Source organism: Cupriavidus agavae, from assembly GCF_004217045.1.
GTDB classification, from domain to species: domain Bacteria; phylum Pseudomonadota; class Gammaproteobacteria; order Burkholderiales; family Burkholderiaceae; genus Cupriavidus; species Cupriavidus agavae.
Map to the genome: position 1 here is coordinate 37,813 of NZ_SGXM01000008.1, position 25,949 is coordinate 63,761.

Genomic DNA, 25,949 nt, shown 5'->3' on the forward strand with positions numbered 1-25,949 from the left:
GGGAGCGGCGAGGCGAACGGCGGGAGCACGATGACGTTCCGGGAACGGTTCCCGGAATCAGATGGCGCACTATTTTACCGGTTCGCGCCGCCTGCCGGGGTACCAGATAGTGTCGTCCGATTCTGCCGGGCCGGATCCTGCCCGCGCAGGCTGCCAAACTGCAACGCATACTGGCGCGTCAGTTCGGCGCCGAAGAAGAAGATTTGTGCCGAATAGTACACCCAGAGCATCAGCGCGACGACCGAGCCGGCAGCGCCATACGAAGACGCCACGGCACTGTTGCCGAGGTACAGGCCAATCAGCCGCTTGCCGATCGAGAACAGCAGCGCGGTGATGATCGAGCCCATCAGCACGTCCTTCCAGGCAATGCGGATGTTGGGCAGCATCTTGAAGATCGTGGCGAACAGCGCGGTCACCACGGCGAACGAGAACGCGGTGGAGATCACATCGGCCACCGGCGCGAACCAGGAGGCTGTCCAGAGCTGGCCCCAGAACCGGTTCACCACGGCCAGCGCGGCGTTCACCACCAGTGACACCAGCAGCATGAACGCCAGCGCCAGCACGATGCTGAACGAGGCCATGCGCGCCCGCAGCAGCTTCTGCCAGCCGGCGCCCTGCGGCGGCGGGGCCTGCCAGATGTCGTCGAGGCTGCTCTTGAGTTCGGCAAACGCGCTCGTGGCGCCCACCACGAGGATGCCCATGGCTACCAGCGCGGCCACGCCGCTGCCGCCGGCGCGATGCGTGGCGGCCAGGATTTCCTGGATCGCCGCGGCGCCCTGCGGGCCCACCAGCCCGTCGAGCTGCGCGAAGATCTCGCCCCGGGCGGCCTCGGCGCCGAAGAACAGTCCGGCGATCGAAATCACCAGCACCAGGATCGGCGCCAGCGAGAACAGCATGTAGAAGGACAGCGCCGCACCCTTGCTGGCCGCGCGGTGGTCGAACCAGGCACTGACCGCGGCAGTGACCACCCGCGCGGTACGGGTGCCGGTGTGGCGGTCGGGCAGCCAGCGGCCGCGTTGTGGGCGGGGCAGTGTATCCACGTCGTCGGGCGCATTCTCGGAGGGCATTGCCGTCGATCCTTGTCTGGAGTGGCGCCGATGGCACGTTTGCGGCGCCGATAGGCTTCGGGCAGCTTGCCCGAGGGCCCGGCGGCTGTCTGTCGGCCGGCGTCTGATGCACAGGTCCATCATAGGTGGCGTGCCGCCTGACACCCGTTTGCGCTGCTACAGTGGAACGAGGCACACATGAACAGGAGGATGTCCGTGATCCGCAATGTCCCTGCGCGGCGCCCCGCCGCCGCCCGACTGGCAGTTGTCGCGGCCTGCCTGGCTGGTGGCACGATGCTGCTGGCCGGATGTGAACGCAACCCGCCGCCCGGCCCCGGCCCCAAGCCGATCTCGGGGGCCGCCGTACCGGCCGCTGGCGCATCGGGCGCGGCCACCGCGCCACGTTGAAAGGCCGGCACTGAACGCTGCGCCGGGATTCCGGTTGCGCCGCCCGCGCAGCCAGGCGTACCCGTTTCTGCGGACCCTTCTTGCGGACCGCATCCTGGCCAGACGCGGTTTCAGGGCTGCAACCAGATGCACGCGGGCTGCGCGCCCGCCGGCGTGCCCGCCCGCCGGTAGGCAGATTGCCCTGCCTTTCGCCCCCGGACGTGCCGATGCAGACATCGATGTCTGTTTTGCGGGGCGCTGACGGCCCCCGTCTCCCACCTTTGCGCCATCCGCTGCCCCAACGGCCGCGTTGCCGCGCGTGGAAATTACCCGTCACGCGGCGTCCTCGCGGGGCCTGCCGTGCGCTTCGCGTTGCAGCGGCGCAACCGATTGCGGCCAGATGCCCTCCATTTGGCGGGGGTGCACCGCGCCAGCCTGGCCAATTTCCTTGTAAAACAACTGTTTGCGTGCGATTGGCACACTTGTCGCTCTGTGGTCCCGCAGGGAGAAACACCAGTCCAACAAGAATGAGACAGAACGCAGGAGAGCCATTGCCATGCGTCATCCACCAGCGCGAATGACCGCGCGCCGCCGTGCCCACCGGCTCGCCGGCCCTGCCCCCACCGTCAGCGAGCTGTTGTCGCCCCCCCTGTTGCCGTCTCCACGGCAGACCGCGCGCCCGGCCGCGTCGTTCTGTGCGTCAGCGAACCGGGGATCGGCCACGGCCGCCAGCCGCCAGCGCAACGGTCATCCCGTCTGCTGACGGCCTGGCGCCTTGGCGCCATTTCCGGCGGAGTGACGTCCGTCAGGCCCGCGGCAAGCGGCAGTTGCTTTTTCGCTCGACCGGGCCTAAACCGGTTTACGTGCTCCGTCCCCCGGCGGGCACCTTTTTCCAGAAAGGGAGGGAGCCACCCATGCTTGCCAGAGTTGCCGCCGCCATGGCACTGCTCTCGACCGCGGCCGCCCCGGCGCTGGCCGGGAACCACGCCTGGTTCGACCGGCCCGATTCCGCCGACCTGAACAGCCGCGCGGCCGTCAGCAATGACAGCTACGTGCGGGCCTTCGGCTGGACCTGGGGTGACATGCAGTTCAAACCCGACGACAAGACGCCGCCGGCCGAACGCCAGGCACGCGACAACCTCACGGACCCGCACGACCTCGCTCCGGGGCGGCCCAGCCAGGGCGATGGGGTGCCGCCGCGCGGGCGTCGCGGCAAGGTCAGCATGACATAGCAAAAGCGCCAGAACCGGCGCACGATCCCACGCGGGCCAAGCCGCGTTAGCCTGCCGCCGCTGTCCGGGCGGAAGGACAAAGGGGATCCGGCGAGCGGACGTCGCCGGATCCCCCTTGGCTCTACCTCGCCGTTGCCTACTCGCCGTTGCCTACTCGCCGGTTGCAGACTGTTGCAGGTCCACGCGGATGTTGTGCTTGTGCATGAGCCGGTACAACGTCACGCGCGAGACATTGAGCTCGCGCGCCGCCGGCACGACATGGAACCCGTGGCTGGCCATCACGGTACGGATCGCCTCGCGCTCGGCCTCCTCGCGGATCGCGTCGAGCGTCTTGCGTGGAACCTCCACGCCGCCATGCAGCTGCAGGTCCTCGGCGGTGATCTTCCGGTTGTCGGTCATGACAATGGCACGGCGCACCCGGTTGATCAGCTCGCGCACGTTGCCGGGCCAGCTGTACTGCATCATCGACTGCGTGGCGCAGGACGAGAAGCCGCGGATGCGGCGGTGCGCCTCGTGGCCGTGTCCGGCCAGCACGGCGTTGGCCAGCAGCAGGATGTCCTCGCCCCGTTCGCGCAGCGGCGGAATGGTCAGGGTCAGCACGCAGAGCCGGTGGAACAGGTCGGGCCGGAAGCGGCCATCGCCCTGCGCAGCCACCAGGTCGACGTGGGTGGCCGAGATGATGCGCAGGTCGAGCGGAATCGACTGATGCCCGCCGAGCCGGGTGATCGTGCCCTGCTGCAGGAAGCGCAGCAGTGCCACCTGGCTCTCGAGCGGCAGGTCGCCGATTTCATCGAGGAACAGCGTGCCGCCCTGCGCCTGCTCGATCCAGCCGATCTTGCGCTGGTTGGCGCCGGTGAACGCCCCCTTTTCGTAGCCGAACAGTTCGGACTGCACCAGGTGCGACGGAATGGCGCCGCAGTTGATGGCCACGAACGGTCCCTTGCGACGGCTCGACGATTCATGGATGGCCTGGGCCGCCAGTTCCTTGCCGGTGCCCGACTCGCCCGAGATGAACACCGGCGCGTCGTTGTGGGCCACCTTGGCCAGCGAGCGGAACATCGCGCGCATGGCCGCGCACTCGCCGATCATCGGCCCGCGTGCGGCGGCGGGCTCGGGCAGGCGCCCGCCATGCAGGCTCGCCATGCCGTGCGCGTGCTTGAGCGTGTAGAGCAGTTCGTCGAACGAGAACGGCGTGCGCACGTAGTCCACGCAATAGTCCCGGATCAGCCGCCGCACGCGCTCGTCTTCGAGCATGGTGGTGGACGTGATCGCGACCCACATCACATGCAGATGCTGCAGGCCCTGCTCCAGTTGCGTCAGCTCGGCATCGCTGTAGGGCGACTGCAGGTCGAGGATGCCCGCCATCGGCGAACTGCCCCGTACCGCGCGCTCCAGGTCCCTGACCTGCTGTACCCGGCGGATCTCCCATCCCGAGCCGAACTGCGTACCGTTGAAACCAAAATCCTCATAACGCGACACGAGCACGATCTGTGCGGACCGTGCCGGCGCCTTGCACAGTCTGTCCATGACGTTCTCCCTGACGTTGGGCTTCTTGTTGGTAGCGGCTGCCCCTGCCGCTGGCGCGGCAACGGGCCACCCGGCCCGGTCGGGTTCCGCTGGCTGCGCGGAAGGCTCCGCGCGCAACGTCTGGGGGTTCACGATCTGGACGGACTGCGGGATTGGGTGTCCACGGCAGGGCGGCGCAAGATGTGCCGCAAGGTGCCATGGCTCTCGGTCCAGGCACGCTGGATGGCATGACTGACGGCTTGATTGTTAGTCCGGCTGATAGGCCCGATGGCGGGACGCCGGATTTCTCCTGCGGTCATGATCTGTTCCCCGTTGAACAACATCCCCCGGCACTACACGTTCGCGGTTACCACTGTCTTTATTCTGGGTTCGAGCTGTTTTTGTTGGCTGTCTTCGAGCCGTCTTGTCGGCATGCGTGTGTCCGCACACTCTCTTCCGTGGTGGCGAAAGCCGCCTGTCGAAGCGGTCTCGTATCCAATCGCCGGAGCGGCCTGCCGTGTCCGGAAACCGTGGCGTTTGGGCCAGACCCGCGCCCTCGGCACGCGCCCATATCCCGGAGTCAAGAAAGGGCGCCGTTGCGCGCCCTCAAATAATTGCCACGACTCTAGTTCAGTGCATTTCACCCCTTTTGTCCAGCCCGCAATGTTCGCTTTCAGCCAAGTCTCATACTTTTGTATGAGGCGCCGGGATGGCTTTTTCTCTGGCCGAATAGGTAAATGAGTCCTTACATTCGTCGCAGAAACGGGTACGCCTTGGAACGCCTGTTCGGGCGGCTGGCCGCAGAAACGGGTACGGGTTCAGGCCGCCTGAAACCAAAATGTCATCGTTTTCATTTTGAACCCCGCCCGCGGGCGGGGATTGTGCGTTTCAGTGCCCGGGCAGGTAGTAGAACTTGAACAGGAAAACGGCGGCGATGATCCAGGCCATCAGCGGCACCTCCTTCGCCTTGCCGGTCAGCAGCTTCAGGAGCGCGTAGGAGATGAAGCCAAATGCCACGCCGTTAGCAACCGAGTAGGTAAATGGCATGCCCAGCGCGGTCAGCACGGCGGGCACGACCTCGGTCACGTCGCTCCAGTCGATCTCCACCAGCTCGCGCAGCATCAGGCACGACACATACAGCAGCGCCGGGGCCGTGGCATAGGCCGGCACGGTACCGGCCAGCGGCGCAACGAAGAGGCAGGCCAGGAACAGCACGGCCACGGTGACCGCCGTCAGGCCGGTGCGGCCGCCCGCCTGCACGCCCGAGGCGCTCTCGATATAGGCGGTGGTCGAAGACGTGCCGAGCAGCGAGCCGGCCATGATCGCCGTGCTATCGGCCATCAGCGCCTTGTTCAGCCGGTCCATCTTGCCCGCCTTGAGCAGCCCGGCGCGGTTGGCCACGCCCATCAGCGTGCCGGTGGCGTCGAACAGCTCCACCAGGAAGAAGACCAGTACCACGTTGAGGATGCCGATCGACAGCGCCGCGGAAATGTCGAGCTTGAACAGCGTCGGCGAGATCGACGGGGGTGCCGATACCACGCCGTGAAACTGGTTGCCCGCAAAGACAAAGCTCAGCACCGTGGTCAGCAGGATGCCAATCAGGATGGCGCCCTTCACCTTGAGGCGATCCAGCGCGACGATTGCGAAGAATCCGACGATGGCCAGCACGGCCGGCGGCTTGTGGAGGTCGCCGAGCGTGACCAGCGTGGCCGGATTGCCGGTGATGATGCCCGAGCTTTGCAGCGCGATGATCGCCAGGAACAGGCCGATGCCGGCCGTGATCGCGCCCCGGATCGCCGGCGGGATGCCCCGGACGATGGCCTCGCGGATCCGGAACAGGGTCACGATCAGGAACAGGCAGCCGGAGATGAACACCGCGCCCAGCGCGGCCTCCCATGGCAGTCCCATGCCCTTGACCACGGTGTAGGCGAAGTACGCGTTGAGGCCCATGCCCGGCGCCATCGCAATCGGATAGTTCGCATAGAAACCCATGATCAGGGTGCCGATCGCCGCCGCCAGGCAGGTGGCCACGAACACCGCGTCCTTCGGCACGCCGGCATCGCCCAGGATGCTCGGGTTCACGAAGATGATGTAGGCCATCGTCAGGAACGTGGTCACGCCGGCCAGTATCTCGGTACGTACGTTGGTCTGGTGCTCGCGCAGCCGGAAGAGGCGTTCGAGCAGGCCGTCGGCGGGGGCGGGTGGCAGGCCGGCGGGCACGGGGGCCTGGTCGGGCGTAGTCATCGGTGGTCTCCAGAATCCGGGGCCGGCGTCCAGGTGGCGGCGGCGCCCCGGCAATTGTGCGCTTTTCGCAAAAGGCGGGATGATCCCACAAGCCACCCGGCCGGACCAGCCATGGGCCGGGGATTCCCCCGCCTTGACGTACGCGGGAATCCCCCGTATAAATCTCACCCAGATTCAAGCGACGAGGCAACAGTTCATTCGTTAGCCACCGTCTTGGTACTTCGGTTGTCCATGGTGTCCTTTCCTTGAGTTCGGCAGTACGGTGGTGCGTGCACCATCGGTTTCTTTTTACTTTTTTGGAAAGCAATATCATGCAAACCGGTATCGTCAAGTGGTTCAACGACGCCAAGGGCTTCGGCTTCATCAAGCCGGACGCCGGCGGTGACGACCTCTTCGCTCACTTCTCGGAAGTGCGCGCTGATGGCTTCAAGTCGCTGCAGGAAAACCAACGCGTGTCGTTCGAAGTCAAGAACGGCCCGAAGGGTCTGCAAGCCGCGAACATCACGCCGCTGTAAAGACCTTCCGCACGCCACACGGCGTGCAGATGGCTGAAGAAACCCGCCCAACGGCGGGTTTTTTTTCGTCCGAACCGGACGCGCCGGATGGAATTCGCCACTCCGCGCCGTTTCCAGCCGGCTGGGGGAGACGCTATCGCCTCCCGGCGGCCCACGCAGAAACGGGTACGCACGGTGCCCGACCACCGCCCCGCCTTCCTCGCAGAAACAGGTACGGTTCACGCCTCAGGTGCCTGATCCCGCCCGCAGAAACAGGTACGCTCCGCCGAATCGGCGCGACGCAGAAACGGGTACGCTTTGGCGCGCCAAGGGCCCGTGGCGTCCGTTTTGGCGCCGACTTATCCCGCCTCTTTTTTTGGCAGGCGCGTTATCCCCGCAGAATCAGGTACGCGCACGCCTTTGGCCCGAACCAAAAATTGTGCTGCGGCGGGCGCCGCAGAAATGGGTACGCTTTCCGGGGGTCGGTAGACGCAGAAACGGGTACGCCCTTGGCCCAGGCGCGGGATCGGAGGGTTGTACGCCCGTGCGTATACCTCGATTGGGCCGCAGAAACGGGTACGGCCACGCGATGCGAGGCGCCACCTGCGGCCATCTTGAGTCAGTGCAAACTCACGCGGCAAGCACGTATACGTGGGCGCGATGTTCGCGGCGCCTGGTCCGTGCTTAAGTTTTCGTCGCAGAAACGGGTACGCTACCGGCATGCGGATCACTCGGGCAGTGCGCAGAAACGGGTACGCTGGTCCTGGGCGGGCCGTCTGTCGCGCATTTCGCAGAAACGGGTACGTCGCAGAAACGGGTACGCTTGCCGGAAAATCGGGTCTGAAGCCCGTCGGCGCAGAATTGGGTACGGTTTTGGGCCAGGCTTCGCCCCCGAGCATTGCGGATCGGACGCTCAGCTTGCGGACAAGACATCTTTTCGTACCCGATTCTGCGTGGATAAGCATCTGCCGGGGCGCCGGGAGAAGGCTGCGAGCGACGGCCCGAGGCGGCTTGCGCAGAAACGGGTACGCTTGTGCCCGTTGATCCTGTGGAAAAGCCTGTGGGATCAGCAGGTTATCCCCGCAGAATCCGGTTCGCGGCTTTCGCTGAAACGGGTTCGTCTGGCCGCAGATTCAGGTTCGGGCTATCGCAGAAACGGGTTCGGATGTCCGCAGAATCGGGTACGAACGGGCAGGTAAACACCTTTGAAATCAAGGCGGTTGGCTATCCGTATACGGTTTACGAGTAGTTAACCCGTATCGGTATCGTTTACTTGTAGTGGATGAGCAGCCAACCGTGGACAACCCTCCCGGGTTGCCCACCGTATGGCCGCCATCTCGCCAGTCGGCCGAAATACGGCCAGCAAACAACAGGCCGGCAATCTGAGCCCTGGCCGACGACGCGCCGAGCCGGATGCTGACAGCCCGCCCTGGCCTCGGCGATGCCACCCACGGGGTTCCGGAAACTGCAAGCCTCGCCACACAATGCAGGCGACGAATCGTCGAATCGCGTATACGTACCTGTTTCTGCGTGACAACGTATACGTGATCGCGTACAAAGGCGGGTAATCCGAAATCATCAACATGCCGATCAAACGCTCTATGGCCACCGAGAGGGAACGTGTCGTTCTGGACGCCGACGCCGAACCGTCGCGCATCATCGTTCCGGGAAACGAGAGCGCCGTCGTTCCGTCCGAGAAATTCCAGCGCCTTTTTGACGAAGCGCAGGCCATGGAACGCGAAGATGCCTGGCAAAGCGGCGAAGTCGGCTTCCTGAGCCGCGCCAGCGTGCAGGTGACCCTGCCGTATCGCGCACCCAAGGGCGCGCCACCCGTGTGGACCCGCACCAGCGGGAATATCTCGTTGATGATCCAGCCCGGCTATTTCACGCAGCAGCGTTCGGAGCGCGCGGCGAATGGCAAGCAGAAGCTGGTTTCGGAAACCGTTTCGCTCGGCTACCCCTACGGCTCCTATCCGCGCCTGATGCTGGCCTGGATCGGCAAGGAGATCATGGCCAAGAAGAAGCGCGGGGAGTTCACGGGGACGGTGGATGACCGCCGTATCTCGCTGGGCAACTCGTTGTCCGAGTTCATGTACAACCTCGGCATCCCGATGGCCACAGGCGGCAAGCGGGGCACCATGACGCTGGTTCGCCAGCAAATGATCCGGCTGTTTTCGGCGACGATCGCGATCGTTCAGAACAAATCGATGCCGGTGCCGAACCAGGCTCCCAACCACGAGCCGATGTCGATCGACCGCGTGGGGTATCTGCTGGCCGACCAGTTGTCGACCTGGTGGGACCCGATGCAACCGGGTCAGGGCTCGATGTTCGAGAGCTTCGTGGTGCTGTCGGAGCCGTTTTTCAATGAGCTCGTGAACCGCCCGGTGCCCGTCGACATGCGTGCGCTCAAGGCGCTGAAGCAGTCGCCATTCGCGCTCGATGTGTATTCCTGGCTGACCTATCGCTTTTTCACGATCCAGCGACGCACCGAGATCCCCTGGGAGGCGCTGCAGATGCAGTTCGGCACCGAAACCGAAAGCGAACGCAAGTTCCGGGCGCTGTTCCGCAAGGCACTCAAGGACGTGCTCGTGGTCTATCCGGGCGCCAAGGTCGATGCCGACTCCTCGAAGGCCCTGATCCTGCAACCGTCGCGTACCAGCGTGCGCAAGCTCGGCTGAGCGTTCCGGCGTCGGGCACGGTTATCCGTGCAGGCAACAAAAAAGGCAAGCTCGCGCTTGCCTTTTTTGCGTCGCCAGTCAGACCGGAGCACCCGGCCAGCCAGCCACTGCGTGGTTCCGCTTACGCCGGCTTGATGGCCGAGGCTTGCAGACCCTTGGGGCCCTGCTTGACTTCAAACGTCACTCGCTGGCCGTCCTTCAGGGTCTTGAAGCCCGAACCCTGGATTTCGGAGAAGTGAGCGAACAGATCGGCGCCGCCGTCGTCCGGAGTAATGAAGCCGAAACCCTTGGTCTCGTTGAACCACTTGACCGTACCGGTTGCCATAACAGATTTCCTTTCGAAGCAAGTTCGTTTACACACAACGCAAACAACCGTTCAAGCACGCTGAGGTCTCGTAGATACCGAACGGAAGCCAACGAGGTAACACGACTTGACTCGACTGTAGCGGGCATCATAACCACAATGTGTTGCGGTGTCATGTGCGGCGTAATGCGCACTACCCTTACTTTAGGCGGATTTCATACCGCTTTTCAAGAAGAAGAATCCCGCACTATTGATGTAGCGGATACTGGGGGCCATGTCGCCCAAAGACCTCCTCGCCCGCCTCTCGCCGTCGCTACTTCCTTGATTTATTCAAATGTTCAGAAATGGGTTGTAGCGCATAGTCGATTTCGCTACAGTTCGGTCTAACTGAACATCTTCATCCGGCGCTTTCAGCGCTGAAAGTGAGACCGTAGTGGCGGCAAAAATCATCACCGTTTTCAACCAGAAAGGCGGCTGCGGCAAGACGACAGTCAGCATGCATCTGGCGGGCACTCTCGGGCTGCGCGGCGCGCGATCGCTGCTGGTCGACATGGACGAGCAGGGCACGGCCACCCGTTGGGCGGCCCAGGCGAGTGATGAGCGACCGTTTCCCGCCTCGGTGATCGGGCTTGCGCCGTCAGGCGGCGCCATGCACCGGGAGGTCCGCAAGTTCGTCAACGACTACGACTACATCCTTGTGGATTGCCCGCCGGCGGTTCATTCGGCTGCCCCGTCGAGCGCGCTGTTGATTTCCGATCTTGCGGTGATTCCCGTGGTGCCCTCGCCGCCCGACCTCTGGGCGGCGGTGGCGGCGAAGACTTTGGCGCGGCATGCCCAGGTCCAGAACGAAAGCCTGCAGATCCGGGTGATGGCGAATATGGTCCAGCGCCGTGTGTCGATTGCGCGCCAGGCGATCGAGATCCTCGGCGATGACGCCGAAGTACCGCTGTTGAATTCGATGGTCGGATCGCGCTCCGCATTTCGCGAATGTCTGGCGATGGGTTGCACCGTGCACGGCGTGCCGGGCGCCCGGGAGGCGATCCAGGAAGTAGACATGATGGTGGACGAGATTCTGTCCCTGATCGAGTAAGAGAATGACGACGAAATTGAAGAGCCTGAAGGCAGGCATGCTCGCCGGGATGGCGGCGGAGAAGACGAAGAGCGACGCGGTTGACCGGTTTGCGCGTGCCGAGGCCGCCCTGAGCGAACGGCCGAACGGGTTGCTGCAAGCGCAGAACACGACCCCCGGCGCGCGCACTTTCAGCGCTGAAAGTGAAGTGCAGTCGATGGATGGACGGGTGCTCGTGCGCATCCCGATCGCGCAGCTTCATGACAATCCCTTCAACGCGCGCCGGATCTACGACCCGGCCGTGGTCCAGGAGCGGGCTGCGTCGATCGCCACGCACGGGCAGAAGACGCCGGGTCTGGCGGCTCCCGATCCCGCTCGCCCGGGCCACTACATCCTGATCGATGGCCACTATCGGAAGCGTGCGCTGGCGTCGGCGGGCAAGCTGGAGATGGAGTGCTTTGTCGAGACCGATCTCAGCGATCTCGACTTCTACCGGCTCTCGTTCCTGCTCAATGAACAGCGCTCGGACCAGTCGGCGCTCGACAACGCCATTGCCTGGCGCCAGTTGCTGGATGAAGGCAAGGTCCAGAAGGAAGAGGAAATCTGCGAGCTGACGGGCATGTCGGCCGGGACGGTCAACAAGACGCTGGCGCTGCTGAAGCTGCCAGAGTCAGTGATTGCCGTGATGCGCGAGCGCCCGAGCGCCATCGGGATTGCTGCAGGCTATGAACTGACGCTTTACTTCAAGCTGGCCGGGGAAGACCGTACACGGGAGCTTGCCGCGCGGGTCATGAACGACGGGCTGTCGAGCCGCGAAGTCGAGGCGATCCGCAAGCAGGCGCAAGAGGGCAAGGCGCGCAAGGTCAAGGAAATCAGCCGGCAGTACAAGATTCGAACGGACGGCGGCCAGTTGCTTGGCACGATCAAGGAATGGGATTCCGGCCGGGTCATGCTCGACGTGCAGATCACGGATCGCAATGCGCGTGAAGACCTGCTCGAAGTACTGAAGGCCCGCTTCGGCCTCGACAAGACCCTGCTCTGATCTGCTTCAACCCATCTTGAGCCGGCGCGGCGAGAAACCCGCCGGAACATCTGGCTGCGCCGCAGCAAACCGCTTCCAATAGGCGCGTAGCAGTTGATCGAAGCCGCTGGCGGAATAGCCCGCTGACGGGGCGGCCCGTTTGGCGCGGCCCCGCGCCGTATCGGGAAAGTCGGCTGGAGCGATCAACGCTGCCGCTGGCGCCCCTTCCGCCCCCCATTCCGCTGCCCATTCCAGTCCTCCCTCCGCTGCCCCATCCGCGCCGAGCGCCCGGTCGGCCCAATGATCCAGCAGCGCCTCCCACACATCGGGTTCCAGGTCGATGGGCTTGCGCCGGGCGGCGCTCTTGGCAGGTAGTGTCAACCTGCCGGTGGTGCCTGACGCCGTGGTGTCGGACAGCCGCAGCGTCGCCAGTTCCACAATGCGCAGCCCGTGGCGGGCCACGAGCAGGGCAGTCGCCAGTGCTGCCCGCTGCCGCGGTCCCGGCGCTTCCTGGCCTAGCCAGTCGATAAATTCAATCACCGGAAACCGTGTTGATGCTTCCGTTTCGGCCAGTGCATGCGGGCTTGGCGTAGCGGCCTCCGAGGCTGCCCGTGCCACCGCAATGGCGCGATCGGGAATGCCAGCACGCCTCCGAATCTCCTTGAGCAACACGCGCGCCACCCGCAAGGAAGCGGCCCGCGAACTCTCCTTCATCGGGCCTTCGAACGGGCGCCAATCCATCTGCTCGCGGGGCACGGCTGGGCCGCACCAGAACGCTGCGGGCTGCGGATCGGCCAGGAATGCCTCGTAGGCGTCGAGGTCCGGGCCCGTCCACTGCACCAGAGACTTGCCCGACCGCGCCGACCAGAGCAGCAGCCTTTCACTCTCGCGTCGATAGCTAAGCCAGGTATTACGAGAGCCAGCCTTCGCTTGCAGCCAGTCTTTCACCCACTGCAATTCGTCCGAAGAACTGGGTACGCCGAGCATGAATTCCAGCGGCACCGGGTACGGCATCCCCGCCGAAAGCCGCAACGGCGAAAGCGTTTTGATAGCCTCTTTACGTGCCGGGGAATTCACCCCCATCCGTAGCGCAATACCGGCGCCATCCGCGCGGCTCCGCAGCCATCTGACGATGGTATCGGCCGAGCGGCGGCCTACGCGCGGCACATGCCGCCACCAGCTACTGCCCCGGCGGTTGGCGAGGGCTACGAGATCGTGAACCGTATGGATGCCGGCGTCTGTAAGGCGCCGGGCCAGGCTTGGGCCAAACCAGAGCGTGACCGGATGCGCGGGCAGGGGCCGGCCCTGGCCCAGTTGCTCGATCGATGACAGCGCCTCCACCCGCCGAGACATCCCCGCGTCGGAGCGGCCGCGCAGCGCCTCGAACATCTCGGCGATGTCGGGCCGGTCATGCTGCAGCGCAAACTGCACCAGACGGTCGCGCAGCGCCAGTATTCGCTGGATGGCCTGGTGTTCCGTGAGATCGCCATCGTCATCGGGATCGAGCAGGTACCGATTGGCGATGTCGACCGGCCGCATCCCCTGCGCGTAGGCGCGGACGACCGCGAATTCCGTACGGGTCAGCTTGGTCGCGGTCAACGTATCGCGGTCTTCAGCCATCTGGGGAGATGCACATAAGTGATTGAATTACAACAAGATTCGGCACGGCGGAAATCCATCCGGTCCAATCTGTCGTGTGAAATGCAATGCAAATTATTTTAGCCGTTTTAGACGGATCTGTCGGGGCTGTATCGCGTCGTCGCGCACGTTTGACCCTATCGCTGCCGGCCCCGGCACCGGGGGCCCGGGACCGAACCACCGTTCGGGCCAGTGGCTGATCGATTGAGAAAAACACAAGTCAAGACTCCCGAAAACTCGTTTGTCGCGCCGCCTGTCGCCGACCACTATCCAGTCATCGCACGGCAAGGCAACCCTCGACAAAGGAGACACCCATGACCACCCCGGCCCCCGGCCTGTGGAGTTCCGACACCCCGGCCACCCTGCAGGCTTCCCGGCACCGCGACACCGGCGCCCGCCACTTTCCGGCGCTGCCCGCGCACTCGCCCCTCGCCGCGCAATACGACACGGTGCCCGTACGCGGCGCAGGCACCGTCTACAGCTTCACGGTCATCCACCCCGCGCCGAAGACCGGCCTGCCGCCCTACGCGCTGGGCTATGTCGACCTTGACGGTCCGCTGCGCGTGTTCGGGCGGCTCGAAGGCAAGGAGCGCCCGGCCATCGGCGACCGCTACGCGCCAGTGGCCGACGCCACGTTCGGCTACGTGTTCCAGGCAGAGCAGGACTGAGAGGAGCGAGACCATGCAGGACATCTACATTGCCGGCGGCGCGATGACGCCGTTCGGTCGGCATACCGGCGTCAAGGCGCCGGAACTGGCCCAGCAGGCCATCCTGGACGCGGTGGCGGATGCGGGCGTCAGGCTCGACGACATCGAGGCCGTCTATTGCGCCAACGTGCTGGGCGGCATGATTCTGGGCCAGCTGATCGTGCGCGATCTCGGGTTGCGGGGCGTACCGGTCTACAACATCGAGAATGCCTGCGCGAGCGGCGCCACCGGCGTGCACCTGGCGCGGCACGCGCTGCTGGCGCAGCAGTACGGCACCGTGCTGGTCTTCGGCATCGAGCAACTGACCGCGCTGGGCGGGGGCACGATCCCGATGCAGCGCAACGACACGATGACCGATCTCTATGCCACGGCCGGCATGGTGCTGCCGGCCGTCTACGCCATGCGCGGCACGCGCTTCCTGCACGAGCGGGACGCTTCGCCGGAAGACCTCGCCGCCGTGGCGGTCAAGAACCGCCGGCACGGCGCGCTGAATCCGTACGCCCAGCAGCGCACCGAAACCACGCTGGAAGACGTGCTGGCGTCGCGCATGATCGCCGATCCGCTGACGCTGCTGCAGTGCTGCCCGTCGCAGGTCGATGGTGCCGCGGCCGTGGTTCTGACCACGCGCCGGCCCCGGCGGGAGAAACCCGTGCGCGTGCTGTCCTCGGTGGTGGTGTCGGGGCTGCGGGAAGGCGCCGATGACGACATCCTGGACGCCGAGATCACGGCGCGGGCCGCGCGGCTGGCTTACGAACAGGCGGGGCTCGGGCCGCAGGACGTGGATGTCGTGGAACTGCACGACGCGTTCACGATTGCCGAACTGCTGTACTACGAGGCCCTCGGGCTGGCGGCGCCCGGCGACGCCGTGCCGCTGCTGCGCTCGGGCGCCACGCGGCTGGGCGGGCGCGTGCCCGTGAACCCGAGCGGCGGACTGCTGGCCAAGGGCCATCCGCTGGGCGCCACCGGCATCGCGCAGATGGTGGAAATCATGTGGCAGTTGCAGGGGCGTGCCGACGGCCGGCAGGTGGAGGGGGCGCGCATCGGCCTGACGCAGTGCACGGGGGGCGGCATTGCCGGCGTGGATCACGCCGCGTCGTCGGTCCACCTGCTGGGAGCCTGACATGCACGCATCCATCGATGAGAGCAACGGGCGGCAGGTAGCCGTCGTGACCGGCGCGGCGCGCGGCATCGGGCTGGGCATCGCCACGGAGCTGGCGGGCCAGGGCATGGCGGTAGCACTGCTGGACCGCGACGCGGCGGCGCTGTCTGACGCGGTGGCGGGCCTGATCCATGGGGGCCACCGCGCCATGGGCGTGACGGTCGACCTGACGGAATCGGCCGCCGTCAACGCGGCGTTCGAGCATGTGGCCGGCACGATGGGGCCGATCGACTGCCTCGTGAACAACGCCGGCGCCGTGCGCGACATGCGCTTCCTCAAGATGCGCGACGAAGACTGGGATCTGGTGGTCGATACCAACCTGCGGTCGCAGTTCCTGTGCTGCCGCGCGGCGCTGCCCGGCATGGTGGAGCGCGGGTATGGGCGCATCGTCAATATTTCGTCGCGGGCGTGGCTGGGCGGGTTCGGCCAGGCCAACTACTCGGCGGCCAAGGGCGGTGTGGTCAGCCTGACCCGCTCGCTGGCGATCGAGTTCGCGGCGCAGGGCATCACGGTCAATGCGGTGGCGCCGGGCATCGTCGACACGCCGCTGTTCCGCAACTTCGCACCCGAGGTGCAGGCGCGGCTGCAGAAGTCGGTGCCGGTGCAGCGTATTGGCACGGCCGGCGACATTGCCAACGCGGTGCGCTTCTTCGTCAGCCCCGGGGCGTCGTACGTGACGGGCCAGACGCTCTATGTCTGCGGCGGGCGCAGCCTTTCGTCGCCGAGCGTGTAGGGGGAGCGATGACCGTACATCTCGATATCGAAGGACGGGTGGCCGTGCTGACGCTGGACCGGCCGGAGGCGCTCAACGCGCTCGACGTGCCCACGCTGCGCGTGCTGCGCCAGCATCTGGGCGAGATCCGCGACCGCGCCGGCATCCACGTGGCCGTGCTGACCGGCAGCGGTACGCGTGCCTTCTGTGCCGGCGCCGACCTGAAGGGGGCGCCAGCGCCCGCGAGCTATCCCGAGGCGATGTTTCACGCGCCGGAGGCCGCCGCCGAGCGGGGACTTTACATCCGGCTCATGGACCTGAGCGGCCTGCAGTGCGCCAAGCCCCTGATTGCCGCGATCAACGGGCACTGCCTCGGCGCGGGGCTGGAAATCGCGCTCCAGTGCGATCTGCGCATTGCGTCCACGCAGGCGAGCTTTGGCTTGCCCGAGGTGCGGGTCGGCTCGGTGCCGGCCGTCTCGGGCCTGCATCGGCTGCTCAAGGCCGTGCCGTCGGCCCACGCGATGCAGATGGTACTGACCGGCGAGCGCATCGGCGCTGAGGCGGCCAGCCGGATCGGGCTGGTGTCCGAAACCGTGGCGCCCGACCGGCTGCTCGACCGCGCGCTCGCCCTGGCCAGCCAGATTGCCGCCAATGCGCCGCTGGCCGTCCAGGCGGTGCGCAAGCTCGCGCGGCAGACCGCGCACCTGTCCGAAGCCGACGCGCAGGACCTGACCGAACTGTACTGGGGCGCCCTGCGCGATACCGAAGACCGCACCGAGGGGCGCCAGGCGTTTGCCGAGAAGCGCGCGCCCCGGTTCGTCGGGCGCTAGGCCGCTCCAGGCTCACGACAAGACCACAAGGAGACCATCATGAACAAGCTGATCCGCCACGCGCTGGCCGCGTTTGCGATCATCCTCGCCACCTCGGCCGCCGCGCAGGCGCCGTTTCCGTCGAAGCCGATCACGCTCGTGGTGCCGTTCGCGCCCGGCGGCGGCAACGACATCCTGGCGCGGCTGATCGCGCCGAAAATGGCCCAGCAACTCGGCCAGCCCGTCGTCATCGAGAACAAGCCGGGCGCGGGCGGCAACCTTGGCACGGACCACGTGGCCCATGCCGCGCCCGATGGCTACACGCTCGTGATCGCGTCGAGCCAGGTGACGATGAACCCGTACCTGGGCATGAAGGTGCCGTTCAATATCGAGCGCGATTTCGAGCCCGTGGGCCGCATCGGCTCGGTGCCGCTGGTGCTGGTATCGAACATGGCGCAGCCGTACCGCACGCTCAGGGAGTTCGTCGACTACACGCGCGCCAATCCGGGCAAGGTCAGCTACAGCAGCCCCGGCCCCGGCACGCCCCAGCATCTGGCCGGAGAGGTGTTCGCCCGGCTCAATCACACCGAATTGCTGCACGTGCCGTATCGCGGCACGGGGCCGTCGATCTCGGACCTCATGGGCAATCAGGTACAGGTGTCGTTCGCCACGTTCGCGTCGGCCATCCAGTATGTGCGGACGGGCAAGCTCCGCGCGCTCGGCATTGCCGGCCAGCAGCGCACGGCGCTGATGCCCGAACTGCCGACCTTCGCCGAAGCCGGGCTCAAGGGCTACGACGCCGAGCTCTGGTACAGCCTGCTGGCGCCGGCCAAGACGCCACGCGCCGTGGTGGACCGCCTCAATGCGGCGCTGCTGGCGGCGTTGCGGTCGCCCGAACTGGCGGCGCAGTTCACGAACCAGGGGTTCGAGGTCAAGGGTTCCACGCCGGACGAGCTGCGCGCCTACATCGGCCGCGAGCTGGCGCGCTGGCAGCGCGTGATCTCCGAGAACAACATCAAGGTGGCGATGTGAACCCCGCGCAGATCGACAACCCGCTGCTCGAATCGCTGGGCATCCGGCTGGCCAGCCTCGGGCGCGGCACGTGCACGTTCGAACTCGACATCGCGCCGGCTCACCTGAACCGGCAGCGCACGCTGCAGGGCGGGGTCAGCGCCACGCTGCTCGACGCCGCGTGCGGGTACGCCGGCCTGCAGGATGACCAGGGCGAACTGGGCAACGCGGTGACGCTGATGCTGTCGATCAGCTATCTGGGCAAGGTCAGCGCCGGACGGGTGCGGGCCAACGCCAGGCTGACGCGGGCGGGCCGCAGCATCTACTTTTCGTCGGCCGAACTGGTCGACGCGCACGGCGCGCTGATTGCCACCGCGCAGGGAACATTCAAGAGAGCGGGAGGACGCGACCATGCTCGGTAACGCGCTGGAGGGCCTGACGGTCATCGATTTCACGCAGATCGCGGCGGGCCCGGCCTCGACGATGCTGCTGGCGGATCTGGGCGCGCGCGTCATCAAGGTGGAGCCGCCCGGCGGGGAATTGGGGCGTACGCTCGGGCCGGGCTGGCTCGGCGAGGACAGCGCGCTGTTCCACGGCTTCAACCGCAACAAGCAGGGTGTGATGCTGGACCTCAAGACCGGCGCCGGCGCGGAGGCGGCGCGGCGCCTGATTGCCGGCGCGGATATCGTGGTGGAAAGCATGCGCCCCGGCGTCATGGCGCGGCTCGGGCTCGGTCCGGAGGCCCTGTGCGCCGCGCACCCCGCGCTGATCTACTGTTCGATCTCCGCCTACGGACAGCACGGGCCCTACGCGCAGCGTGCCGGGGTGGACGGCATCCTGCAGGCCGACGCGGGGCTGATGAGCCTGGTCGGCCTGCCGGACAGCGAGCCGTGCAAGGTGCAGGCGCCGGTGGTGGACGTGATGACCGGCTACATCGCCGTGGTCGGCATCCTGGCGAAGCTTGCCCAGCGGGCGCGCGACGGGCGCGGCGGCCATCTCGACGTCAACCTGTTCAACGCTGCGCTGGCGCTGCAGCAGTCGTCGCTGACCTCGTACCTGGCCGATGGGCAGTTGCCGGTGCGCGCCGGGAGTGCCGCGCCGTACGCCGCGCCCAACCAGGCGTTCCGCACCGCCGATGGCTGGATCATGGTGGCTGCCTACATGCCGGACCGCTGGCGCCGCCTGTGCGAGACGCTGGGGGTGGCCGCGCTGGCCGACGATGCGCGCTTCGTCACGTCGCCGCTGCGCGTGGCGAACCGCGCCGCCATGGTCGAGGCGCTGACGCAGGCGTTCGTCACCCGTTCGACCGAGTCCTGGCTCGACGCGCTGCAGGCGGCCGATATCCTCTGCGCGCGCGTGGCGGCCTATGACGATGTGGTGGCGCATCCGCAGGCCGCCGCGAACGGCATGATCGCGCAGATCGAACATCCGGTGCTCGGCACCCTGCGCGTGCCCGGCTTTCCGGTCTGCAGTGCCGAGGTCAACGCACGGCCGGCCCGCCCCGCGCCGGCATGCGGGCAGCATACGGAGCAGGTCTTGCGGGAATTCGGCTTCGGCGAGGCGCAGATCGCCACGCTTTGCGAAGCCGCTGCGGCCTAGCCTGGCGCGCCGTCTCCGAACTGCGCCAGCAGCCACTTGCGGAACGTGGCCATGCTCGGGCTCTCCTTGCGGTCCGCCGGCGTGATCAGGTAGTAGGTGAAATCGCCCATGTCGAGCGCCTTGCGGAACGGCGCGACGAGCTTGCCCGAGGCGAGGTCGTCCTCGACCAGAAAGCGCTGGGCGATGGCGAAACCCTGGCCTTCGAGGGCGGCCGCGTAGGCCATCGCCGAACTCTGGTACGTCATGCCGCTGCGCGCGTCGACCACGGCATCGCCCTTTGCGGCGGCGAGCCAGCTGGCCCAGTCGTCCGGGCGCGCAATCGAATGGAGCAGCACCTGGCGCTGCAGGTCACCGGCCTTGCGCACACCGGTGGCCAGCGCCGGGCTGCAGACCGGCGTGAGCACATTGCGCACCAGGCGATAGGCGTTGACGCCCTGCCACTTGCCATCGCCGAGCCGGATGGCGCCGTCGATGTCCTCGCGCCGGAAGTCCACGGGATCGAGCGAGGCGGTCAGCAGCACCTCGATCCCGCGGTTGGCCGTGTGGAAGCTGGACAGGCGCGGGATGAGCCAGCGCATCGCGAACGTGGTGTACGCGCGCACCTTGAGCTGCGTGCGGCGTGTCCGCCGCGTGAGGCGCGTGGTGGCGTCGCGCAGCACGTCCATTGCCCTGGTCACGCTGCGGTAATAGTCCTCGCCGGCGCGCGTCAGCGTGATCTGCCGGTGGCCCCGCACGAGCAGCGCGACGCCCAGCGCATCTTCGAGCGTGCGCACCTGGCGGCTGACGGCGCCGGGCGTGACGTGCAGCTCCTCGGCCGCCACGGTGATGCTGAGTCGGCGCGCCACGACCTCGAAGGCGCGGATGGCATTGAGCGGGGGCAGTCGGTCCATGGCGCGGATTCTGGCACGCGATTGAGAAATCCTCAATCGAGGGAATGCACCGATCCGGCGCGCTGTTTCAGATCTGAAAATGAAACAACCGGCGCGGTCCGCGATGCGCGCCTCGGCCATGTCCGCACATTCTTGCTTTCGCCGAAAGTCTGAATAAAGTAAGAGCGGCAAGGGGTCAGGCCCGTTGCCCCGCAGATGACAACGGTGCAATGCGCCGGCGTCCCGACAGGAGAAGAAGATGGACGACCCTACAAAGGCGACCGACGTCGATAGCGGCAAGCTGACCGACGCCGGCCCGGTGGTGCTCTCGCGCCGACGGTTCCTGCAATGCGTCAGCGTGTCCGGCGCGGGCGCCACGCTCGCCGATGTCGCCACGGCCCAGACAGCGCCGCCGCCAGCCGGCACGCCGCAGGACACCTACCCGGTGACGTTCAAGGTCAACGGCACCACGCACCGGCTCAATGTGGCCGCCAACGCGATCCTGCTCGATGCGCTGCGCGACCAGCTTCATCTCACCGGCACCAAGAAGGGCTGCGATCACGGCCAGTGCGGCGCGTGCACGCTGATCGTCAACGGCGTGACGGTGAACAGCTGCCTGTCGCTCGCGGTGATGCACGACGGTGACGACATCGTGACCGTCGAGGGGCTGTCGGCGGACGGCAGCCTGCATCCGGTGCAGGAGGCGTTCTGGAACCACGACGCGTACCAGTGCGGCTACTGCACGGCGGGCCAGATGATGAGCGCGGTAGGCATCCTGCAGGACCGGCGGATACCGGCCGACGATGCCTCGGTGCGCGAGGCCATGAGCGGCAACATCTGCCGCTGCGGCGCCTACCGCAACATCGTCGCGGCGATCCAGGATGCCCGCGCACGGGTGCCGGGGAGAGGATGATGCGGAACTTCGACTACGCGCGCGCCGCCGACGTGGACCAGGCCATCGCGCTCCACGCCCGCGCCGCCGAGACGGTGTACCTGGCCGGCGGCACCACGCTGCTGGACCTGATGAAGCTCGACATCATGCGGCCCGCGCACCTCGTGGACATCCACAAGCTCGGGCTCGACCAGATCGAGTTGCCCGGCGACGGCCGGGTACGGATCGGGGCGATGGTCAGCAACACCGACCTTGCCCGCCATGCACATATCGCCGAACACTATCCGTCGCTGTCCGAGGCGGTGCTGTCCGGCGCCAGCACGCAGTTGCGCAACAAGGCCACCACCGGCGGCAACGTGATGCAGCGGGTGCGCTGTGGCTACTTCCGCGATGGGGTGTCGCCGTGCAACAAGCGCACGCCAGGCTCCGGCTGCTCGGCCATCGACGGCCTGAACCGCAACGTGCATGCGGTACTGGGCGGCAGTCCCCAGTGCATTGCGGCGCATCCGTCAGACATGTGCGTGGCGATGGTGGCCATCGGCGCCACGGTCGAGCTGCAGGGCCCGAGGGGCCGGCGCGAGGTACCGCTGGCGGATTTCCATCTGCTGCCCGGCGACACGCCCTGGAAGGAGCACGCGATCGAGCCCGGCGAGATGATCACGCACGTCACGCTCGACGCGCCGATGCCGGGCAGCCGCTCGGCCTACCTGAAGCTGCGCGACCGGGGTTCCTACCAGTTCGCGCTGGCGTCGAGCGCGGTCATCGTCGCGCTGGATGGCCAGACCGTGCGCGATATCCGCATTGCGCTCGGCGGCGTCACGACCAAGCCGTGGCGCGCGGCCAATGCCGAGGACGTGCTGCGCGGCAAGGTGGTGTCCGAGGCGCTGATCCGCGAAGCGGCGGCGGCCGCGATGACCGGCGCGCAATCGTACGGCCAGAACGGCTTCAAGCTGCTGCTCGGCCAGCAGGCGGTCATCCGCAACTTGTCGCGCCTTGTGGCATGAGCGGATATCGGACGGCACGGCCGTTCTCCGGGAGACAGACATGAATACCACTGCCATCGGCGCCGCGCCGCGCCGTATCGACGGCCGCCTGAAGGTGACCGGCGCCGCGCTCTACACCGCCGACCGGTCGTTTCCGGGCATGCTGCATGCCTATGGCGTCTACAGCACCGTGGCCAGCGGACGCCTGACCGGGCTCGACACGGCGGAGGCGCGCCGCGTGCCCGGCGTGGTCGATATCCTCCACCACGGCAACTTTCCACGTCTGTTCAAGACGCCGAAGAGCCCGATCTCGGGCGCCACGATCCTCACCGCGTCGATTACCGACGAGCACCGGCTGCCGTTCGAGGACGAAACCATCGTCTACGGCGGGCAGATGGTGGCGCTGGTGGTGGCCGACACCTTCGAACACGCACGCGAGGCCGCCTGCCGCGTGACGGCGCGCTACAGCGCGGCCAGCGCGGTGGTGGACCTGGAACACGGCATCAAGGCCAACGGGCTGAAAGACGCCGGGGCGGGCCATTCGCGTGGCCAGCCCGAACCTGCGTTCGAGGCGGCGGCGGCCAGGGTGGATGCGGTCTACCGCACCCCGGTGGAGACCCATAGCCCGATGGAAATGCACGCCACGCTGGCGTGGTGGGAGAACGGCGACCTGCACCTGTACGAGGCCACCCAGGGCGCCACGGTGCACCGCAATACCATCGCGCAGGTCTTCGGGCTGACGCCGGAACGCGTGACCGTCGACGCGCCGTTCATCGGCTCGGGCTTCGGTTCCAAGCTGTTCATGTGGCCCCACTCGGTGGCCGCCAGCGCCGCGGCCCAGATGACGGGCCGGCCGGTGAAGCTGGTGGTGCCGCGCGCCTACACGTTCACGACCACCGGCCACCGGCCCGAAACCCGCCAGCGGCTGCGCGTAGCGGCCTCGGCAGACGGCAAGATCACGTCGATCCGGCACGAATCGGTCAACACCACGTCGTTCATCGAGCAGTATCTGGAGAATTGCGGCGGCATGACGCAGAGCGTCTACAGCTGCCCCAATGTCATGGTGAGCCACCACACCACCAATGTGCATCGTGGCGCGCCCACGTCGATGCGCGCGCCGGGGGCCGCGCCGGGACTCTTCGCGCTGGAATCGGCCATCGACGAGCTGGCACTGGCGTGCCGCATGGACCCGCTCGATTTCCGGCTGGCCAACATCTCCACGCGTGACGAGAGCAACAACCTGCCGTGGTCCAGCAACCATCTGCGCGAGGCCATCGAACAGGGCGCCAGCCAGTTCGGCTGGCACCGGCGCGACCCGCGGCCCGGCTCGATGACCGAAGGCAGCGAAGTCATCGGCTATGGCATGGCTGTGTGCAACTGGGACGCCTGGCGGACGCCGGCCGAGGCGCGCGTGCGGCTGCGCAGCGACGGCATGGCGCAGGTCAACTGCGCGGTGCAGGACATCGGCACCGGCATGTACACGATCGTGGCGCAGACCGTGAGCGAGCTGACCGGGTTGCCGTTCGAGAAGATCGACGTCCGGCTCGGCGATTCCGCATCGCCGGCCGCGCCGGTGGCGGGCGGTTCCTGGGCCACGGCAAGCGTGCTGCCGGCCGTGGCGGAGGCCACGCGCAACGCGATCGGCGAACTGCGCGGGTACGCCACGCAGGAAGGCGGCCCGTTTGCGGGCGGCAAGGCGGAGGAACTGACGCTGAAGGACGGCAAGCTGACCGATGGCAAGCGGAGTGTGGATTACGCGTCGGTGCTCAACGCGCAGCGTTTTGCCAGCGCCGAGGGCGTTGCGCGCACGGGCAGGGCGCCGGATACGGACAAGCGGTCGTACATGTCGTTCGGCGTGCATTTCGTGGAAGTGCGCTGGGACCCGGGCATTTCGCGCCTGCGTGTCGCGCGCGTGGTCAGTGCCATCGACGTGGGCCGCGTCATCAATCCGCTGACGGCGCGCAACCAGGTGGAAGGCGCGGTGGTCATGGGCGTGGGCATGGCGCTGTTCGAAGCCACCGAGTACGACGAGCGCAACGGCATGCCGGGCAACAACAACTACGCCGAGTATGTGATGCCGGTGCACGCGGACCAGCCCGAGATCGACGTGATCCTGCTGGATTACCCCGATCTGGCCTTCAACGAGTTCGGGGCGCGCGGTATCGGGGAGATCGGCATTACCGGACTGGCGGCCGCCGTGGCCAACGCCGTGCATCACGCCACGGGCCGGCGCATCCGGGAGCTGCCAATCACCAAGGAAAAGCTGATGGGATGAGGCGAATCGGCCCGGCAGCGGCAATAGACCGAACGAATGTCGAAGCCCTTCCTGGGGAGACCTCCATTCATCCCATTGCGCTCCCCCCTCCTGCGCGTTGCATGGCGGCGGGACTGGAAGGCCGGCAGCGCCATCCATGTGGCGTCACGGGGCGCCAAGGCAGCGACGTGCGAAGGGACTCGCCGGCGCCACTTTCCGGCTTCCAGAACCGCTTCCGCCCCGGTTTTCATCGCGGTTTCTGCGTCGTTGATTTAAAAGGAAAAACATACGCAGCAGTGAGTACGCTCTGGTGCCCGGCGTCGATCCCTGACGCATGGAAGTGACGCTGCCCAGAACGGCTGCGAAACGCGATTCGCGTATACGTATACGAGGTATACGCACACATCGCCTTCTCCGGTCACTTCGACAAACAGCCCGGTGACCGCATGAAGCGCCCTGATTTCCGATCATTCGCCGGAAGACTTTTCCCCGCATTTGGGGTGGCACGAATAGTTGTCTTCTGAATAGACCGCCGAGCGCAACGCGGCCGCTCCATGCAGGCCGCTGATTGACGCGTATCACCCGCTCCCGCACCCGGCGCTGTGACGTTATTTACACAGCGGGACGACCCCGATAGCATCCCCGCCACACACGGCAATATCTGCGAGGGGGGAAAGCGATTGACGCTCTATCAGATCAAACCAAGATTCCAGGCCTGGCTGCGCCCGCTGGTGCAGCGCCTGGCCGACCGCGGCGTCACCGCCAATCAGGTCACCACCGTGGCCGCGCTGGGTTCCATCGTGGTGGCCGGCATCGTCGGCGCGCTGGTCTGGCTGCCCGGCATCTTCCTGCTCATGCCGATCTGGCTGTTCGTGCGCATGGCGCTGAATACCATCGACGGCATGCTGGCGCGCGAGCACGGGCAGCAAAGCGCGCTGGGCGCCTATCTGAACGAACTGGGCGACATCGTCTCCGATCTGGCGCTGGTGATTCCGTTCGTGCTGCCCTTCGGTACCGCCGTGGTGCCGTTTGCGATCCTCGCGGTGGTGGTCGAATGCGCGGGGCTGATCGGTCCGCTCGCTGGTGCCAGCCGCCGCTACGATGGCCCGCTCGGCAAGAGCGACCGGGCGCTGGTGCTCGGTGCGCTGGGGCTGTGGCTCGGGCTCGGCTTCGGTCCGGGCGCCTATGGCCACTGGATCTGGGTGGCGCTGTGCCTGCTGTCGATCGTGACGATCGTGCGGCGCGTGCAGCGTGGCGTGCAGGAAGCCAACGCCGCCCGTTGAGCGGCTCTCGAATCGAAACTCGCCGTCATCGACATAGGAGCGACGCCCGTGC

Annotated in this window: 23 protein-coding genes; 17 read left to right on the plus strand and 6 right to left on the minus strand. The window is 66.6% G+C overall.

Going from position 1 to position 25,949, the window contains the following annotated elements:
- Positions 1-74 precede the first annotated feature (74 nt).
- Positions 75-1,067 carry a YihY/virulence factor BrkB family protein gene (locus EV147_RS21290; protein WP_130393203.1) on the minus strand — a complete coding sequence of 331 codons (993 nt, stop codon included), beginning with the start codon at positions 1,065-1,067 and terminating at the stop codon, positions 75-77.
- A 177-nt stretch (positions 1,068-1,244) separates the two neighbouring features.
- Here EV147_RS21290 and EV147_RS21295 point away from each other — a divergent pair, with 177 nt between their 5' ends.
- Both EV147_RS21295 and EV147_RS21305 read left to right on the plus strand, forming a co-directional pair.
- The gene (locus EV147_RS21295) at positions 1,245-1,454 is read left to right on the plus strand and encodes a hypothetical protein (protein ID WP_130393204.1); all 210 of its coding nucleotides are present in this window, start codon (positions 1,245-1,247) and stop codon (positions 1,452-1,454) included.
- A gap of 893 nt (positions 1,455-2,347) precedes the next feature.
- On the plus strand, positions 2,348-2,665 hold the full coding sequence (locus EV147_RS21305) for a hypothetical protein (protein WP_130393206.1): 318 nt from the start codon (positions 2,348-2,350) through the stop codon (positions 2,663-2,665).
- Between the two features lie 150 nt (positions 2,666-2,815).
- Here the strand turns inward: EV147_RS21305 and EV147_RS21310 are convergent, their stop codons facing one another.
- Together EV147_RS21310 and EV147_RS21320 are read right to left on the minus strand one after the other, a co-directional pair.
- Complete coding sequence (locus EV147_RS21310; RefSeq protein WP_130393207.1) at positions 2,816-4,192, minus strand: sigma-54 dependent transcriptional regulator; 1,377 nt, start codon at positions 4,190-4,192, stop codon at positions 2,816-2,818.
- Between the two features lie 867 nt (positions 4,193-5,059).
- Complete coding sequence (locus tag EV147_RS21320) at positions 5,060-6,415, minus strand: NCS2 family permease (protein WP_130393209.1); 1,356 nt, start codon at positions 6,413-6,415, stop codon at positions 5,060-5,062.
- 311 nt (positions 6,416-6,726) lie between these two features.
- Between EV147_RS21320 and EV147_RS21325 the strand changes: the two genes are divergently transcribed.
- Positions 6,727-6,930, plus strand: coding sequence for a cold-shock protein (locus EV147_RS21325; protein WP_008646365.1), 204 nt, complete (start codon positions 6,727-6,729; stop codon positions 6,928-6,930).
- Between the two features lie 1,562 nt (positions 6,931-8,492).
- Positions 8,493-9,587, plus strand: coding sequence for a replication protein RepA (locus tag EV147_RS21330; RefSeq protein WP_130393210.1), 1,095 nt, complete (start codon positions 8,493-8,495; stop codon positions 9,585-9,587).
- 121 nt (positions 9,588-9,708) lie between these two features.
- Here EV147_RS21330 and EV147_RS21335 read toward each other — a convergent pair whose 3' ends face one another.
- Positions 9,709-9,912, minus strand: coding sequence for a cold-shock protein (locus EV147_RS21335; RefSeq protein ID WP_006159056.1), 204 nt, complete (start codon positions 9,910-9,912; stop codon positions 9,709-9,711).
- Between the two features lie 412 nt (positions 9,913-10,324).
- On the opposite strand from EV147_RS21335, the gene EV147_RS21340 reads away from it, so the two are divergent.
- Both EV147_RS21340 and EV147_RS21345 read left to right on the plus strand, forming a co-directional pair.
- The gene (locus tag EV147_RS21340) at positions 10,325-10,981 is read left to right on the plus strand and encodes an AAA family ATPase (RefSeq protein WP_130393211.1); all 657 of its coding nucleotides are present in this window, start codon (positions 10,325-10,327) and stop codon (positions 10,979-10,981) included.
- Positions 10,982-10,985: 4 nt separating this feature from the next.
- Positions 10,986-12,002, plus strand: coding sequence for a ParB/RepB/Spo0J family partition protein (locus tag EV147_RS21345; protein WP_130393212.1), 1,017 nt, complete (start codon positions 10,986-10,988; stop codon positions 12,000-12,002).
- Between the two features lie 6 nt (positions 12,003-12,008).
- On the opposite strand, the gene EV147_RS21350 is transcribed toward EV147_RS21345, so the two are convergent.
- Complete coding sequence (locus tag EV147_RS21350) at positions 12,009-13,601, minus strand: phage integrase family protein (RefSeq protein WP_130393213.1); 1,593 nt, start codon at positions 13,599-13,601, stop codon at positions 12,009-12,011.
- A 332-nt stretch (positions 13,602-13,933) separates the two neighbouring features.
- On the opposite strand from EV147_RS21350, the gene EV147_RS21355 reads away from it, so the two are divergent.
- The 7 genes from EV147_RS21355 to EV147_RS21385 are packed head-to-tail and all read left to right on the plus strand — an operon-like array spanning position 13,934 to position 19,616.
- Positions 13,934-14,287 carry a Zn-ribbon domain-containing OB-fold protein gene (locus EV147_RS21355; RefSeq protein ID WP_130393214.1) on the plus strand — a complete coding sequence of 118 codons (354 nt, stop codon included), beginning with the start codon at positions 13,934-13,936 and terminating at the stop codon, positions 14,285-14,287.
- Positions 14,288-14,300: 13 nt separating this feature from the next.
- The gene (locus tag EV147_RS21360) at positions 14,301-15,446 is read left to right on the plus strand and encodes a thiolase family protein (RefSeq protein ID WP_130393215.1); all 1,146 of its coding nucleotides are present in this window, start codon (positions 14,301-14,303) and stop codon (positions 15,444-15,446) included.
- A gap of 1 nt (position 15,447) precedes the next feature.
- Positions 15,448-16,218 (plus strand): SDR family NAD(P)-dependent oxidoreductase, encoded by a 771-nt coding sequence (locus tag EV147_RS21365; protein ID WP_130393216.1) that lies wholly within the window; start codon positions 15,448-15,450, stop codon positions 16,216-16,218.
- Positions 16,219-16,226: 8 nt separating this feature from the next.
- Complete coding sequence (locus EV147_RS21370; RefSeq protein ID WP_130393217.1) at positions 16,227-17,027, plus strand: enoyl-CoA hydratase/isomerase family protein; 801 nt, start codon at positions 16,227-16,229, stop codon at positions 17,025-17,027.
- A 39-nt stretch (positions 17,028-17,066) separates the two neighbouring features.
- Positions 17,067-18,038 (plus strand): tripartite tricarboxylate transporter substrate binding protein, encoded by a 972-nt coding sequence (locus tag EV147_RS21375; RefSeq protein WP_130393218.1) that lies wholly within the window; start codon positions 17,067-17,069, stop codon positions 18,036-18,038.
- Entirely contained in the window at positions 18,035-18,439 is a 405-nt protein-coding gene (locus tag EV147_RS21380) for a PaaI family thioesterase (protein ID WP_130393219.1), read from the plus strand. The genes EV147_RS21375 and EV147_RS21380 overlap by 4 nt, the downstream gene beginning before the upstream one ends.
- Complete coding sequence (locus tag EV147_RS21385) at positions 18,429-19,616, plus strand: CaiB/BaiF CoA transferase family protein (protein ID WP_130393220.1); 1,188 nt, start codon at positions 18,429-18,431, stop codon at positions 19,614-19,616. The genes EV147_RS21380 and EV147_RS21385 overlap by 11 nt, the downstream gene beginning before the upstream one ends.
- On the opposite strand, the gene gcvA is transcribed toward EV147_RS21385, so the two are convergent.
- Entirely contained in the window at positions 19,613-20,506 is an 894-nt protein-coding gene (gene gcvA, locus EV147_RS21390; protein ID WP_130393221.1) for a transcriptional regulator GcvA, read from the minus strand. The two genes, EV147_RS21385 and gcvA, sit on opposite strands and share 4 nt — an antisense overlap.
- Positions 20,507-20,744: 238 nt before the next feature.
- On the opposite strand from gcvA, the gene EV147_RS21395 reads away from it, so the two are divergent.
- The 4 genes from EV147_RS21395 (at position 20,745) to EV147_RS21410 (ending at position 25,897) form a co-directional block, all read left to right on the plus strand.
- The gene (locus tag EV147_RS21395) at positions 20,745-21,398 is read left to right on the plus strand and encodes a (2Fe-2S)-binding protein (protein WP_130393222.1); all 654 of its coding nucleotides are present in this window, start codon (positions 20,745-20,747) and stop codon (positions 21,396-21,398) included.
- Positions 21,398-22,381, plus strand: a complete 984-nt coding sequence (locus EV147_RS21400) for an FAD binding domain-containing protein (protein ID WP_130393324.1) — start codon at positions 21,398-21,400, stop codon at positions 22,379-22,381. Before EV147_RS21395 ends, EV147_RS21400 begins: the two co-directional genes overlap by 1 nt.
- 40 nt (positions 22,382-22,421) lie before the next feature.
- Positions 22,422-24,635: a xanthine dehydrogenase family protein molybdopterin-binding subunit gene (locus EV147_RS21405; protein ID WP_130393223.1), complete on the plus strand. Its 2,214-nt coding sequence runs from the start codon at positions 22,422-22,424 to the stop codon at positions 24,633-24,635.
- Positions 24,636-25,294: 659 nt separating this feature from the next.
- Positions 25,295-25,897: a CDP-alcohol phosphatidyltransferase family protein gene (locus EV147_RS21410; RefSeq protein WP_130393224.1), complete on the plus strand. Its 603-nt coding sequence runs from the start codon at positions 25,295-25,297 to the stop codon at positions 25,895-25,897.
- Positions 25,898-25,949: the final 52 nt, after the last annotated feature.

Excerpts from the sequence above, each read along its gene's own strand:
- EV147_RS21325 (WP_008646365.1), top strand. The coding sequence starts at position 6,727 with ATGCAAACCGGTATCGTCAAGTGGTTCAACGACGCCAAGGGCTTCGGC.
- EV147_RS21295 (WP_130393204.1), top strand. The coding sequence starts at position 1,245 with ATGAACAGGAGGATGTCCGTGATCCGCAATGTCCCTGCGCGGCGCCCC.
- EV147_RS21375 (WP_130393218.1), top strand. The coding sequence starts at position 17,067 with ATGAACAAGCTGATCCGCCACGCGCTGGCCGCGTTTGCGATCATCCTC.
- EV147_RS21290 (WP_130393203.1), bottom strand. The coding sequence starts at position 1,067 with ATGCCCTCCGAGAATGCGCCCGACGACGTGGATACACTGCCCCGCCCA.
- EV147_RS21355 (WP_130393214.1), top strand. The coding sequence starts at position 13,934 with ATGACCACCCCGGCCCCCGGCCTGTGGAGTTCCGACACCCCGGCCACC.
- EV147_RS21395 (WP_130393222.1), top strand. The coding sequence starts at position 20,745 with ATGGACGACCCTACAAAGGCGACCGACGTCGATAGCGGCAAGCTGACC.
- EV147_RS21385 (WP_130393220.1), top strand. The coding sequence starts at position 18,429 with ATGCTCGGTAACGCGCTGGAGGGCCTGACGGTCATCGATTTCACGCAG.
- EV147_RS21400 (WP_130393324.1), top strand. The coding sequence starts at position 21,398 with ATGCGGAACTTCGACTACGCGCGCGCCGCCGACGTGGACCAGGCCATC.
- gcvA (WP_130393221.1), bottom strand. The coding sequence starts at position 20,506 with ATGGACCGACTGCCCCCGCTCAATGCCATCCGCGCCTTCGAGGTCGTG.
- EV147_RS21405 (WP_130393223.1), top strand. The coding sequence starts at position 22,422 with ATGAATACCACTGCCATCGGCGCCGCGCCGCGCCGTATCGACGGCCGC.
- EV147_RS21370 (WP_130393217.1), top strand. The coding sequence starts at position 16,227 with ATGACCGTACATCTCGATATCGAAGGACGGGTGGCCGTGCTGACGCTG.
- EV147_RS21320 (WP_130393209.1), bottom strand. The coding sequence starts at position 6,415 with ATGACTACGCCCGACCAGGCCCCCGTGCCCGCCGGCCTGCCACCCGCC.
- EV147_RS21305 (WP_130393206.1), top strand. The coding sequence starts at position 2,348 with ATGCTTGCCAGAGTTGCCGCCGCCATGGCACTGCTCTCGACCGCGGCC.
- EV147_RS21330 (WP_130393210.1), top strand. The coding sequence starts at position 8,493 with ATGCCGATCAAACGCTCTATGGCCACCGAGAGGGAACGTGTCGTTCTG.
- EV147_RS21345 (WP_130393212.1), top strand. The coding sequence starts at position 10,986 with ATGACGACGAAATTGAAGAGCCTGAAGGCAGGCATGCTCGCCGGGATG.
- EV147_RS21350 (WP_130393213.1), bottom strand. The coding sequence starts at position 13,601 with ATGGCTGAAGACCGCGATACGTTGACCGCGACCAAGCTGACCCGTACG.
- EV147_RS21365 (WP_130393216.1), top strand. The coding sequence starts at position 15,448 with ATGCACGCATCCATCGATGAGAGCAACGGGCGGCAGGTAGCCGTCGTG.
- EV147_RS21360 (WP_130393215.1), top strand. The coding sequence starts at position 14,301 with ATGCAGGACATCTACATTGCCGGCGGCGCGATGACGCCGTTCGGTCGG.
- EV147_RS21335 (WP_006159056.1), bottom strand. The coding sequence starts at position 9,912 with ATGGCAACCGGTACGGTCAAGTGGTTCAACGAGACCAAGGGTTTCGGC.
- EV147_RS21310 (WP_130393207.1), bottom strand. The coding sequence starts at position 4,192 with ATGGACAGACTGTGCAAGGCGCCGGCACGGTCCGCACAGATCGTGCTC.